This is a genomic window from Streptococcus sp. 9.1(2021) (assembly GCF_030466425.1).
Taxonomy (GTDB): Bacteria; Bacillota; Bacilli; order Lactobacillales; family Streptococcaceae; genus Streptococcus; species Streptococcus wuxiensis.
Map to the genome: position 1 here is coordinate 110,557 of NZ_JAGQFU010000002.1, position 12,671 is coordinate 123,227.

The window sequence follows — 12,671 nt, forward strand, 5'->3', positions numbered from 1 at the left end:
ATTATTCACCTGTCAGGCTATCTAATTGTTCTTCTTTCTTTTCCTGTTCGTATAAATATTTAGCGTCTTGTAAAACATCATCACCGTGTTGTTTTACAACAGAAACAGATGCATCCAGTCCATCTTTCAATTTGTAAGCTTTAGCCAAGGCCTTAGAATAGCCTTTCTTAGCTTCTTTACTTGCTAAGACTTTCAAGCCAAGCGTCCCAAATGCTACCCCTCCTAAGAAGAGAGATGATTTTTTCGCAACTTTTGCGACGTTTAATACTTCTTTTAACATGTTTATTTCCTCCTTGTAACTATTGTAGCGAAAAATGACAGCAAAAGCAATTGCTGATATCTGATATATAGATAAAATTCTCTATACTGATATTTAATTATATTATGATGAAAACAATATACTTTATTTTTTGATACTGTCAATAATTATGTGTAAACACTTAAGTAGAGTTACGGAGTGTTAATTAAATAAGCTTTCAAGTGTATCAGAACATTGACCAAACCCTTTATGGATTCGTTGACTTTGCTTGAAATTATAATCTTCAAACAACGTAACTAAGTAACGTTCCAGAGCCTCCTCATTAGGAAAAAGAACCTTCTTTTTCGTTTGATGTTTGATTTCTTTGTTAAGAGACTCAATGAGGTTTGTCGAATACATGCTGTGCCAAATCTGGTAGGGAAACTGATAAAAAGTTAAAAGATTATCCGTCTTCTCCAGACTTTCCATGACTTTCCTATACTTTGGTTTCCATTCGGCGAGAAAGTCCTCTAAAGCTTGTCCTGCCATTTCTAAATTTTCAGCACGATAAATCATTATAAATTGCCCCAGAATAACCGCTCTATCTGCTCGTTTCACTTTACTAGCTAGATTTCGACTAATATGAATTAAGCAACATTGTTGTTTAGCTAATGGGTGAGCCTGACTGATAATCTGCTCAAGCCCCTTAAAGCCATCTGTAACTACAAGAGAAATCTGTTGGATTCCTTGGTTTTGAAGCTTGTCTAACAGGGTGGACCAAGAAGCATTGTTTTCTTGAGGCAACTGTGCATAGCATATCTCTATGCGACTAAAGTCGCTAGAGCTATCCTAATTGCGCACCGCCAGTTCTCATAGAAAAAAACACCTTGCAAGATGCAAAGTGTTTTCGTTTGTATTCTGCTGTCCAGTAACGAATTAACGTTTACTAAATTGTGATGCTTTACGGGCCTTTTTCAAGCCTGGTTTGGAAAGTATGAATTTCAGTTGGACTAAAAACAGCGTAATATCAAGACTTTTCTCCGCTTTTATAAAAGCTTTTTTCCAATCAAATTCAACTAATTTTATCCGAATGGTGTGGATTTTACCCCCAAAATTACAGAGAATGGAGCTGATAAACACTAAACGTTCACACCATTAGTTAAATGATTTTTTGTTCATCATTTTTCTTAGATGATAGAACTTCTAATTTATTTCTTATTCAAGCAAAAACAACCTGCTATAAGTAAGAAAGAGGAAGATACAAGAAAAACACGGCGTAAAAACCGATTCAGTTCATTGTCCTCAATCCTTGTCTGCTTCATTTTCTTTTACGAGATCGTTTTGTGAATCTTTTTCAGAGAGTTTTTGATCAATATACTTGTCAATGTTTTCATAAAATTCCTTGGTCGCTTCACTATCTAATGTTGGCGAGTTCTGAACTTGATTCACTTTCAATTGAACAGATTGAATACCGTAAGAGGCTTGTTTTTGGTGGAGTGTTTCTAATTCTTCTTCTGAAATCGGATCTCCAACAACCGTCAAGACCAATTCATTGTTACTTGACTTGTAGACTTGATTAATAACCGTATAATTGGCGAACTCTTTTCCTACAAACTGTTTGATCCCTTCTTTGCGCGCTTGTTCTATTGTCAGAGTAACTGCCGAATAGCTAGCTGGAAGAATCAACAATACAATCAAAGAAATCAAGCCAATTCTCATTTTAATGCTCAGCTCTTTAAATGAAGTTAAAGGAGATTTTCTCATCAAAATTCTTGTTCCAACAATGTTGGCTAGCATGATAAAGACACAGTTGATCAAGAAAAGATAGAGAGCCCCCAATAAAAATCGTACATTCCCATTAGCTAAACCATAGCCAGCAGTACAGATAGGCGGCATCAAAGCTGTAGCAATGGCTACTCCTGGCACGATATTGTTTGCTTCTTTTTTCCTTGAACCGATCACACCAGCAATCCCACCAGCAATAGCAATGAGAACATCCCAAATGGTTGGAGAGGTTCGTGCGATCAACTCGCTACTTGCATAAGACAAGGGAGAAATCCAGAAATACAGAGTCGAGACAAGCAAACTGACCAACACTTGAGTCAATAAAACCTCTAGAGATTGCTTGATTAAACGCGTATCAAAAATAGCTAAACCGAATCCCAGTCCAACAATCGGTGTCATGAGAGGTGAAATTAACATGGCTCCAATAATAACAGCTGTTGAATTCATATTTAGACCGATAGAGGCAATAAAAATTGCACACATCAAAATCGCTGTATCTCTCAATCGAACATGAAGGTCATCGTATAATTTCTCACGGTATTCCCGTGTTGAATAATTGGCAGTCATTTGTCCTCTCCTCTTTCCTTATTTAAATCGGTATAATAATTAATAATAACAGCTGATAAACAGCCAAAAAATATGAGCCCATAAATCGTCAAGAAGACACTGGTAATCCTTCCAATCAAGGTCACAGCTAGGAGATCCCCGTAGCCGACAGTCGTCGAAGTCACAAAAGCATACCAAAGACCGTCTCCGTAATTTGTGATAGCAGGTTCAACTAGGAAAAGCACGCCTCCTGACCCAAAAACAAAGGTCACAAAACTCAGAGCAAACCGAGTAAAACCCGTAACCTGTATAATATGCCATAACATTTTTAAACGTCTCATTTGTTCTCCTTATTCATACTAGCTCCTGACCGAGCCGTTTTTTCCAATAATCAAAGTGAAGATAGGACATGATCTCCATCAGAGAAAGATAGACAAACTGATAGATCTGATTTAAGCTGATTATCAACTGATATTGTTTGAAAAATGACTGGAAGAAAGACCAGATATGACTGTCTTGAATCAGTCCCTTCTTAACATCAGACAGGATATTAGCTAAAGCTCCCAAGGACTGAAACGGTAAATCCTTGACATTTATATAGATCCGGTCCACCACATCATTCAGACTGGTATCTTGGATGGCATGAAATTCTCCAAAGAGAACTCCTGCCGCTCCAAGAGTAGAAACAAATTCCACCAAATAATTTCTGAGGAAATTTTCTCAACCTTTTCCCATAATGTGTTTAGTGCCATCCATAACGATCCCAACCAGAAAAAGGAAAGAAAACAAGCAAAGAAATTTTGCCGTAAATCCCAAAAAGCTTCAAGACTTGGTGTTGTTGGTTTTTCTAACTCTAAAATCAAGATGGTCATAATAATTGCTAGAACAGCATCTGTCAATACAATTAATCTGTCTTTCTTCATCGGATTGCATCCCCTTTCTTTTTTGTAACATTCTATCTTATCGCATAATATTGGATATTCTTTCATAATCCGACTACAAACAAAAATAAACCAAAAAGTCTGTCCCTATTATGCTATATTTAACTCTAGAAGTATTCATCCATCTAATTAATAAATATATCATATTTCACAATAAATGAATACTATCAAAGATTCATCCCCTTTCACTTCATCATTTAGTGTTGCTTAGATTTATCAAAAACAACCAAATTTGTATTAATTTCAAGTATCACCTAGTTACAAAAATTTGGGGTGAACAGAAAAAGCATCCCGTATTTTTGATACGAAATACTTTCAATAAGTTTAAATAAGTTTTAACGTTTACTAAATTGTGATGCTTTACGAGCTTTTTTCAAGCCTGGTTTCTTACGCTCAACTTTACGTGAGTCACGTGTAAGAAGTCCTGCGCGTTTCAATGAATCGCGGAAGTCTGGGTCTACTTGAAGAAGGGCACGAGCGATACCGTGACGGATAGCTCCTGCTTGACCAGCGTATCCACCACCTACAACGTTAACGAAAACGTCGTATGAACCTACAGTTGAAGTAACTGCGAATGGTTGGTTGATGACCAAACGAAGGTCAGCGTGTGGGATGTACTCTTCAACATCTTTTTTGTTAACAGTGATTTTACCAGTTCCTGGAACAAGGCGAACGCGTGCAACAGCGTTTTTACGACGTCCAGTACCTGCATATTGTGCTTGTGACATACTTTATTGTTCCTTTCCTTAGATAAGTCCTGAAATATCAAGAACTTCTGGTTGTTGTGCAGCGTGAGTGTGCTCAGCTCCAACGAATACTTTCAATTTCATACCTTGAGCGCGTCCAAGAGTATTGTGTGGAAGCATACCTTTAACTGATTTCTCGATCAAACGAACTGCATTTTTAGAACGAAGTTCACCAGCAGAGATTGATTTCAATCCACCTGGGTGGTTTGAGTGAGTGTAGTAGATCTTATCAGTTGCTTTTTTACCAGTTAATTTAACTTTTTCAGCATTGATAACGATTACGAAGTCACCTGTATCAGTGTGTGGTGTGAATGTTGGTTTGTTTTTTCCGCGAAGTACGCTAGCAACAACTGCTGAAAGGCGTCCAAGAGGTACATCAGTTGCGTCAACAACGTACCATTTGCGTTCTACTTGGCCTGGTTTAGCCATGAATGTAGTTTTGTTCATGATTTCTCCTATATGAATGTCGTTTTTGTTTACAGGGCGGATGTTCCGGTCCGCAGGGTATTTGAAAGGTTCCGGGGCCTTACAAATGGGGTAAACAATACCGCCTACTATTGTATCAAAACTCTCAGATAAAAGTCAAGCGGTTGGGAAAATATTTTTTATTTCTGCCAGATTTTTAATCTTCTTTCTGCCTTCTCCTGAGTGATGACTTGAAAACCTTTAGAGAAGAGGAAAATAGCACAAGTCAAAAATAGAGTGACAATGATATAATTAACCACAAGACCATGATCTCCCACCAATGGTGGTTTTGTCATAAAACCGTAATCTCCACCCGTCAATAAATTGACTATAAAAATCAAACCATTGAGTAAAGAGGTCAGTATAAGAATACCTTTAAAATCCAAGAGACGTGCATCGTAGTTGTTTAAAAGATAAATCAAGGAATTTCCAAGAAGGGCTAGATGTCCGAAAATAAAGGACAAAATAACGATGTGTGGGAAAGAGTAAGCGTCTGGGATTGGATAAACAAAGGCTGCAATCGTCCCGAAGGTTCCAAGCAAAGCAAAATATTGTTTGGTTTTTGAAACACCTGGAAGCAAGAGAACTACAAACATGGCTAATCGGCAATGATAAAAAGGCAAGCTTTCTGACAGCGGGAACTGATTAATCCAATACCAGCTGTATAGCGAGATTAACTGTATTGCCTGTATAATCTGGAAGAATCGTTGACAAACCTTATTATCACGATAGCGATAAGCAAGATAAATTGTCAAAAACAGTAAGGCAAATGTACTTGCGTACCAAGTAAATCCAAATTGGGGTGGCTCCGTCGCCTGGGTGGTAAATAAAGCATCCCAAACATTCATATAATTTTCCTCATTTCCATATAAGCCATTCTCTTACTTGTCTCTATAGATCCTAGCTTACATTTATTTCTTATAATTTTGTGTTCCAAAGAAGCTATCGGCCTTAAGATAAAGCAAAGCTTCTAATCAATATATTGTTCCCGCTCACCCTGATAAACCTGCCATAGAATATCCATTTGTTCCTTGGTTATTCTTTTTTCAGATAAGGGAGGGAGAGCCGAAATGTCAAAAAATCCTAATTCAGCAACTTCTTGATTTTCTTGAAATTGTCCATCTAATAACTGACAGTCAAAGACGAACTTTGCATACTGCTTGTTCTGAAGTTGAAAGCGGTTGGTATCAAAAACTGCCAATAAAGAGCCTACTTCTGCCGTAAATCCTGTTTCTTCCTGAACTTCTTTTCGGATATTTTCCTTGGGAGAATAGCCTACCTCACCAAAGCCACCAGGTAAGGCCCAAGTATCCTCTCCTTGTCCTCTAACCAAACAAATCTTCTGGTCTTGAACAATCCAAGCTCGCACATCCATCAAGGGAGTTGCATAGCTAGCTGTTGGTTTTAAGATCGCAGTCAATTCCTCTTGATTGAGCTCTGTTTGATCCTGTAATAGGCTCCATAAAATCTGACGTAAATCCTCATAACGTTCACGGTCAAAGGGGTCCTTTGTATAGGTCAAACCAGTATCAGTGATAGCCAACATCCTCTGTATATTCTTAGCAAAATCAGTTGCACTCATTTTCTAAACTTTCTACTAGCTTAGCTAGATTCATAGAATTCGAACCTTTAAGCAGAATCTGGTCATGTGCACCAAGACTTTCCTTGACCTGCTTGACCATGGCTTCAAATTGGTCTTCCTCAGCTGTTTTCTTGAAGTAGTAAACATGGCCGATGGGGAACATTTGACTGGCTAATTGGGCTAGGGCAGCGATATCTTCACCGTAGAAAATAACGGTATCAAGGACATCTGGTGACAGGCTCAAAATCATTTGATTATGAAGTTGAACAGACTGGTCTCCAAGTTCTTTCATGTCCGCCAGAACTGCGATTTTCTTACCACCTTCATTAGCTGGGATAGCAGAGAAAGTTTCTAAAATCAACTTCATGGCTGTTGGGTTGGCATTGTAAACATCTGATAAGATGTCTGCTCCATTGGCAGCCTTTTTCCACTCGGTACGATTGCGGGTCAATTCTAGATCCTGGAAGGCTTGAGCAATCTGCTCCTCAGTCACTCCTTCTTGCAGGGCAACATAAGAAGCAATCATAGCATTAGTCGCATTGTACTTACCTGTTACTGGTAAATCAAAGGATTTCTCCAAGAAATTAGCCTTGAAAGTCAAGCTATCCTTGCGCTCAATTAAGTCTGTAATTTCGAGTTCTGCACCCGGACCAAAACGAACTACTTTTTGGTCAGCAGGTAGATAATCCTCTACAATGGGATCAGCTGGCGCCAAAAGTAAGCTACCTTTCTCCATTCCATCAGCAATCTGTAATTTACCTTTGGCAATCTCAGAACGGTCCTTGAAGAAGGCCAAATGTGCTTCTCCGACCAGAGTCACAATAGCTGTTTTCGGATGAGCCAGTTCAGACAAAAGATGAATATCTCCCAAGTGATCCTGTCCCATTTCCAAGACTAACTTCTCAGTATCATCCGGCATATGGAGAACTGTATAAGGTAGTCCAATCTCGTTATTGTAATTTCCTTGCGTTTTGTAGGTTTTGTAGCTTGTAGAAAGCAAATGAGCCAACATATCCTTGGTCGTTGTCTTCCCATTTGAACCTGTAACAGCAAAGACATCTACTCCTGTCTTTTGAAGGTAATAGGCTGCAAGAGCTTGAAAGGCTGTCAAAACATCCTCTACTAAAATGTAAGGATGATCTACCACTTCCTTCTCTGACAGGGTTACAGCAGCGCCGTTTTCAAATGCTGTCTCGATAAAGTCATGACCATCACGCGCCCCCTTGAGTGGCACAAATAGATCACCAGGTCCAATCAAACGACTATCAAACTCTGCCTTAACTAGTGGACTGTCCGCATAGCTTGTCACATCATTTTTTGCACCGACAACACGCGCAACTTCGTGAATCGTAAGTTTCATGTTTACTCCTTTAAAAAGGGGCAGGGAGTCTTGCCCCGCCCTTATAGCTATCTTTACAACAGGTGCGCTTCACGCTTGTTAAAGCTTTCTTTAGCAAGCTCCACCAAACGCTCGATTAGTTCTGGATAGCTAATCCCCATATTGTCCCAGAGCAAGGGATACATAGACCACTGGGTAAATCCTGGCATGGTATTGAGCTCATTTAGGAAAACTTCTCCCTTATCTGTATAGAAGAAATCACAACGTGAGAGACCAAGCCCGCCAATAGCACGGAAGGCAGCTTCTGCATTTTTACGCATGACTGCTACTACATCATCACTAATCTTAGCTGGAATATCCATCGTAATCTTGTTATCGATGTATTTGGCTTCATAGTCATAGAAGGCTACGTCCTTGACAACTTCACCAGGTAGAGTGCTCTTGACATCATAGTTTCCTAAAAGCCCAACTTCGATTTCACGCGCATTGACGCCTTGCTCTACCAAGACACGGCTATCATATTTAAAGGCGAGTTCGAGAGCTTGATGGAGTTCCTCTTTATTTTCAGACTTAGAAATACCAACACTAGAACCCATATTGGATGGTTTAGTAAAGACTGGATAGGTTAATTTTTCTTCAACTTCTGCAATCTTAGAAGCCAAGTCATCCCCTTCAACGATGGCTACATAAGGGACTTGGGCAATCCCAGCAGATTCCAAGACACGTTTAGTCGTGATTTTGTCCATAGCAAGGCTTGAAGACAAGATGTTGCAACCGACATAAGGCATTTTCAAGACTTCTAGGAAACCTTGAACGGAACCGTCTTCTCCCATAGGTCCATGAAGAACTGGAAAAACAACTGCACCTTCTTCGTAGATGGCACTTGGAGCAATTTTCTTGTCCCAATCAATCGTTTCATTGGTCATGAGACGTTCATCTTGGCCAGGAGTTTGGGTAAATTCTTGGGTTTTGATAAAATCACCAGACTGGCTGATAAAGAAAGTTTTGACTTCAAAACGGTCATAGTTAACCGCACGCATGACACTCTCAGCTGACAATACAGACACTTCACGCTCTGCACTGCGTCCACCATATAATAGAATAATTGTTTGTTTCATATGATTGTCCTATTTCTACTAGAATACTCGCTTTTTAGTATATCACATTTGTTTATTTTTTTAAACTTGAATAGCACAAAAGAGACTGGATTAAAAATAAATCCAGTCTCTTGATTTCTTAAAGTCTTATCTGCTAACTAATTGCCTGTTCGATATCCTTACAGACTAAAGTTCGGTACGATTTTCAATAGCTCTTAGGAGCGTTACTTCGTCCGCATATTCGATATCAGCTCCGACTGCTAGACCTCTTGCTAGACGAGTAACCTTAATCCCCGCGGGTTTAAGTAGTCGAGAGATATACATGGAGGTCGCCTCACCATCTGCTGTTGCATTGGTGGCTACGATAACCTCTGAAACTTCGCTATCCATGAGGCGAGTCATGAGACTTTTCAGATTGATATCGTCGGGACTAATCCCATTCATAGGGGAAATCAAACCGTGTAAAACATGGTAAAGTCCGTGATATTCCTGGATATTTTCCATAGCAGCAACATCTCGGCTATCCTCCAGAACCAGAATCGTAGACTGGTCACGGCTAGGATCGGTACAGATAGAACAAGGGTCATCATCTGTCAAGCGTCCACAAATAGAGCAATAGGTCAATTCTCGCTTGGCTGCAAGAAGATTTTTTGCAAATTCATTGACATCGTCATCCGACATCCCAATGGTATAAAAGGCCAGTCGGGTAGCTGTCTTAATCCCGATACCTGGAAGTTTAGAATAACTGTCAATCAGCTTAGCTATAGGTGTTGGGTAAAGCATGGCTTCCTTTCTAATTCATTGGATGGTGTTGGTTGTATAGATTGATAATGTCGCGAGCAATTGCTGGCCCAACATTTTTGGTTAAATTGGTATTATGAGGAAAGACTACTGCAACTGCAATTTGAGGATTTTCTGTTGGAGCATAGGCCACAGCATTGGTATTATTAGCTTCTTGACCACCAGCTACATAGCTTTCAGCTGTACCGGTCTTACCACTGATAGAAACAGTGGCGCCATCTAAAAACGCCCGTCCTGTCGTAAGGGGACTAGTTCCATGCGATACTTGGTAAAATCCTTGGTGCAAGATTGCCATATCTGATTCAGAAATATTGACCTTGTTGATTTCCTTGGTATCTATTGCTTGGATTAATTCCCCAAGGCCACCCTTATCATTGTTGTCGTATATTCCCTCGACAATATGTGGAGCTAGACGAACGCCATTGTTAGCAATCGTTGCAACGTACTGGGCTAATTGCATCGGTGTGTAGTTGTCAAACTGGCCAAAAGCATTAGTTAAATAATTAGCCAAGTCAAATTTTTGGGGGATAAATCCTGTCGATTCATCTGGCAAGTCAATCTCAGTAGAAACTCCTAGTCCATACTCTCCAAAGGTAGCACGAAGTTTACCCATAGCAGACTCAAGTTGGTTGGTTTTGACTGTCATATTTGGTTGATAGGTCTGACCCATCATTCCTAGCGCAGTTTGAACCATGTAGGCATTTGATGAATATTCTAGAGCCTCAACGGCTGTAACCGGGAAGGAACCGTAATAAGGGGTATACCACGAATTGATAGGAGCAGAACCTTGGAAGACGATTGGTTGGTCTGTCAAGGTTTGGTTGCCTGACAAGACCCCATTTTCCCAACCAGAACTGATGGTTGCCGCCTTAACGACAGACCCTGGTACAAAAACATTGGTCACTGTTCCTAGTGAGTCTGGTGTCAAGTCTCCTGTTTCTAGATTGTGTTTAATTCCTGACATTGCCAATACAGCACCTGTCTTAGGATTAAGGGCTACCGCATAAACACCTTCTGAGTATTTAGCACCACCATTTGCAAGTTCAGAATTAAAATAACTCTTTAAGAGGCTGTCTACGCTATCTTGGAAGGCCAAATCAATGGTTAATTTGATGTTTTTTCCCTTGCTACCTTCTTCTATATTCTCTACGCTCTCCATGTCTCCATGCTTGTCCAAATGGATTTCCTTGACGGTCCGTTTCCCTTGCAAGACTTCTTCGTATTGTTTTTCAAGATAGGAAGTCCCAACACGGTCATTGAGTGAGTAACCTTTTTTCAAATAAGCGTCCACTTCTTCTGCTGGAAGACCAGATTTTTCACTAGAAACACTTCCAACTATTGATGAAAGAGAGGTTTCTAAGACTTTTCGGTCCCATGAAGTAGAGATGGAAATACCTGGTAATTCCTTAGATGCAGAAGCAATCACAGCTACCTGTGTATCGCTCAAAGGATCTGTTTGAATATTTCCTGTAGCAAAATTTCCAACTGAATTGAGCTGGCTAAAGAGATAGATGGCCTTCTTTTCATCCTCTGAGTAGTCTAATTGACTGGAAGTAATACTCTCAGCAGCGTTGTTATAGAGTTCAGATTCGGAAAGTTGATTGCCATCTGAATCATATCGTTTATCTTTTGGAAGAGCTTCAACTGTCTTCTTATAAACTTCAGCATCAGCCAAGTAGTAATCAGCCATTTGACGGTCCGTCAACTCTGGAGAGGTGACTGTGACATAGGTCAACAATTTTTTAGAAATATCCTTCAAATCAGCCGCAGTCATCTTATTGCTTCGTGTAAAGGAAACAACTTGCTTAACGGTGTTTTGGACTAAAGGTTTCCCTGTTGCATCATAAATTTCTCCACGAGCGGAACCCATGGTTACTCGAGTTTGGCTAGCAGAAGCGAGTTTGTTTTCATAAAAATCCTTATGAAGAACTTGCATATAAAGAAAACGGCCAATAATTGTTAAAAAGAGCAAAATGACGATTGCAAATAACAAATTAAGCCGTGTCGGTATCGAGTGGCTATTGAATTTTCTCATACACATCAATCTCATTTCTAATCAAAATCACACTCTTCATTGTACCATAATTTAATCCGAAAATTATGGAAAAAGAAAAGACTTTTCCTTTTTGGTCCAAAAAGTATTTTCTATGATATAATGGAGGTAAGTGCTATTTTATTTGTTAGATTTGCCAAAGTAATTTTTGACAAATAGCTATAAAAGGAGTTCCATGAATAAGCAAGATATCTCTACGATTATCGACCTTCACTTTGAAGAGATGACCGATTTAGAGCAAGAAATTGCCCGCTATTTTCTACAGGCAGATACCATAAATGATGACTTATCCTCTCAACAAGTCACTCAAAAACTTCATATTTCCCAGGCAGCACTCACTCGTTTTGCCAAAAAATGTGGTTTTAAGGGCTATCGAGAGTTCATCTTCAAATACCAACAACAAAAAGACACTCTTTCTGCTCCTCAACAGGATATGAATCCTTTGACTCAACGAGTTCTCAGAAGTTATGCAAATCTGCAAGAAATTTCTCAAGGATTGATTGACGATGAGCAGTTGGAACGTGTAGCTCAGATGATTGAGCAATCCGAACGCGTGTATTTTTTCGGAACTGGGAGTTCTGGTCTAGTCGCACGTGAGATGAAGCTACGTTTTATGAGATTGGGTGTCGTCTGTGAAGCCTTAACAGATCCAGACGGCTTTGCCTGGACGACTAGTATCATTGATGAAAAATGTCTGGTCTTTGGTTTTTCCCTCTCAGGAACAACACCGTCCATCATCGATAGTTTATTAGATGCCCAGGATATGGGAGCTAAGACAGTTCTATTTACGAGTGCACCGAATAAGGATACCCAAGCATTTACAGAAACAGTATTAGTCGCAAGCCAAAGCCAGGCCTCTTATATCCAACGAATCTCTGCTCAGCTTCCAATGCTGATTATCATTGATTTACTCTACGCTTATTTCCTAGAGATTGATCGCGAAAGTAAAGAAAAAATCTTTAATAGCTACTGGGAAAATAATCGATTAAATGGTTATCGCAGAAACACAAGAAATAGAAAACCCTGAAATTGAAAACCATTCAGGTTTTTCTGTTTGGAATAACTTTATCAACAAAAG

At 39.6% G+C, this 12,671-nt stretch carries 15 protein-coding genes; 1 reads left to right on the forward strand and 14 read right to left on the reverse strand.

Annotated elements, in window-relative coordinates:
* Position 1: 1 nt before the first annotated feature.
* The 14 genes from KBU52_RS06250 to pbp2b form a co-directional block, all read right to left on the reverse strand.
* Positions 2-280: a DUF6110 family protein gene (locus tag KBU52_RS06250; protein WP_002893755.1), complete on the reverse strand. Its 279-nt coding sequence runs from the start codon at positions 278-280 to the stop codon at positions 2-4.
* 180 nt (positions 281-460) lie between these two features.
* A complete protein-coding gene (locus KBU52_RS06255; protein WP_255260894.1) occupies positions 461-1,063 on the reverse strand; it encodes a transposase in 603 nt (200 codons plus the stop codon).
* Positions 1,064-1,540: 477 nt separating this feature from the next.
* Positions 1,541-2,590, reverse strand: coding sequence for a DUF389 domain-containing protein (locus KBU52_RS06260; protein ID WP_000126416.1), 1,050 nt, complete (start codon positions 2,588-2,590; stop codon positions 1,541-1,543).
* Entirely contained in the window at positions 2,587-2,910 is a 324-nt protein-coding gene (locus tag KBU52_RS06265) for a potassium channel family protein (RefSeq protein ID WP_001253404.1), read from the reverse strand. Before KBU52_RS06265 ends, KBU52_RS06260 begins: the two co-directional genes overlap by 4 nt.
* Positions 2,911-2,923: 13 nt before the next feature.
* Positions 2,924-3,265, reverse strand: coding sequence for a hypothetical protein (locus KBU52_RS06270; protein WP_000397556.1), 342 nt, complete (start codon positions 3,263-3,265; stop codon positions 2,924-2,926).
* Positions 3,190-3,492 carry a TMEM175 family protein gene (locus KBU52_RS06275; protein WP_004240734.1) on the reverse strand — a complete coding sequence of 101 codons (303 nt, stop codon included), beginning with the start codon at positions 3,490-3,492 and terminating at the stop codon, positions 3,190-3,192. The genes KBU52_RS06270 and KBU52_RS06275 overlap by 76 nt, the downstream gene beginning before the upstream one ends.
* A 353-nt stretch (positions 3,493-3,845) precedes the next feature.
* Positions 3,846-4,238, reverse strand: coding sequence for a 30S ribosomal protein S9 (gene rpsI, locus KBU52_RS06280; protein WP_000075969.1), 393 nt, complete (start codon positions 4,236-4,238; stop codon positions 3,846-3,848).
* Between the two features lie 18 nt (positions 4,239-4,256).
* The gene (gene rplM, locus KBU52_RS06285) at positions 4,257-4,703 is read right to left on the reverse strand and encodes a 50S ribosomal protein L13 (RefSeq protein ID WP_002876943.1); all 447 of its coding nucleotides are present in this window, start codon (positions 4,701-4,703) and stop codon (positions 4,257-4,259) included.
* A 158-nt stretch (positions 4,704-4,861) separates the two neighbouring features.
* Positions 4,862-5,569: a TIGR02206 family membrane protein gene (locus KBU52_RS06290; RefSeq protein ID WP_006149437.1), complete on the reverse strand. Its 708-nt coding sequence runs from the start codon at positions 5,567-5,569 to the stop codon at positions 4,862-4,864.
* Positions 5,570-5,691: 122 nt separating this feature from the next.
* Entirely contained in the window at positions 5,692-6,303 is a 612-nt protein-coding gene (locus tag KBU52_RS06295; RefSeq protein WP_254724821.1) for an NUDIX hydrolase N-terminal domain-containing protein, read from the reverse strand.
* Positions 6,290-7,663 carry a UDP-N-acetylmuramoyl-tripeptide--D-alanyl-D-alanine ligase gene (gene murF / locus KBU52_RS06300; protein WP_254724822.1) on the reverse strand — a complete coding sequence of 458 codons (1,374 nt, stop codon included), beginning with the start codon at positions 7,661-7,663 and terminating at the stop codon, positions 6,290-6,292. Before murF ends, KBU52_RS06295 begins: the two co-directional genes overlap by 14 nt.
* Positions 7,664-7,716: 53 nt before the next feature.
* Entirely contained in the window at positions 7,717-8,760 is a 1,044-nt protein-coding gene (locus KBU52_RS06305) for a D-alanine--D-alanine ligase (RefSeq protein WP_070460371.1), read from the reverse strand.
* A gap of 165 nt (positions 8,761-8,925) precedes the next feature.
* Positions 8,926-9,522 carry a recombination mediator RecR gene (gene recR / locus KBU52_RS06310; protein WP_000966747.1) on the reverse strand — a complete coding sequence of 199 codons (597 nt, stop codon included), beginning with the start codon at positions 9,520-9,522 and terminating at the stop codon, positions 8,926-8,928.
* A gap of 10 nt (positions 9,523-9,532) precedes the next feature.
* A complete protein-coding gene (gene pbp2b / locus KBU52_RS06315) occupies positions 9,533-11,575 on the reverse strand; it encodes a penicillin-binding protein PBP2B (protein ID WP_301796888.1) in 2,043 nt (680 codons plus the stop codon).
* Positions 11,576-11,768: 193 nt separating this feature from the next.
* Between pbp2b and KBU52_RS06320 the strand changes: the two genes are divergently transcribed.
* Positions 11,769-12,620, forward strand: coding sequence for a MurR/RpiR family transcriptional regulator (locus tag KBU52_RS06320; protein WP_254724824.1), 852 nt, complete (start codon positions 11,769-11,771; stop codon positions 12,618-12,620).
* The last annotated feature ends 51 nt before the right edge of the window (positions 12,621-12,671 follow it).

Coding starts and splice junctions, on each gene's coding strand:
- recR (WP_000966747.1), bottom strand. CDS start 9,522: ATGCTTTACCCAACACCTATAGCTAAGCTGATTGACAGTTATTCTAAA.
- rplM (WP_002876943.1), bottom strand. CDS start 4,703: ATGAACAAAACTACATTCATGGCTAAACCAGGCCAAGTAGAACGCAAA.
- KBU52_RS06290 (WP_006149437.1), bottom strand. CDS start 5,569: ATGAATGTTTGGGATGCTTTATTTACCACCCAGGCGACGGAGCCACCC.
- KBU52_RS06275 (WP_004240734.1), bottom strand. CDS start 3,492: ATGAAGAAAGACAGATTAATTGTATTGACAGATGCTGTTCTAGCAATT.
- KBU52_RS06295 (WP_254724821.1), bottom strand. CDS start 6,303: ATGAGTGCAACTGATTTTGCTAAGAATATACAGAGGATGTTGGCTATC.
- KBU52_RS06250 (WP_002893755.1), bottom strand. CDS start 280: ATGTTAAAAGAAGTATTAAACGTCGCAAAAGTTGCGAAAAAATCATCT.
- rpsI (WP_000075969.1), bottom strand. CDS start 4,238: ATGTCACAAGCACAATATGCAGGTACTGGACGTCGTAAAAACGCTGTT.
- pbp2b (WP_301796888.1), bottom strand. CDS start 11,575: ATGAGAAAATTCAATAGCCACTCGATACCGACACGGCTTAATTTGTTA.
- KBU52_RS06320 (WP_254724824.1), top strand. CDS start 11,769: ATGAATAAGCAAGATATCTCTACGATTATCGACCTTCACTTTGAAGAG.
- KBU52_RS06265 (WP_001253404.1), bottom strand. CDS start 2,910: ATGAGACGTTTAAAAATGTTATGGCATATTATACAGGTTACGGGTTTT.
- murF (WP_254724822.1), bottom strand. CDS start 7,663: ATGAAACTTACGATTCACGAAGTTGCGCGTGTTGTCGGTGCAAAAAAT.
- KBU52_RS06260 (WP_000126416.1), bottom strand. CDS start 2,590: ATGACTGCCAATTATTCAACACGGGAATACCGTGAGAAATTATACGAT.
- KBU52_RS06305 (WP_070460371.1), bottom strand. CDS start 8,760: ATGAAACAAACAATTATTCTATTATATGGTGGACGCAGTGCAGAGCGT.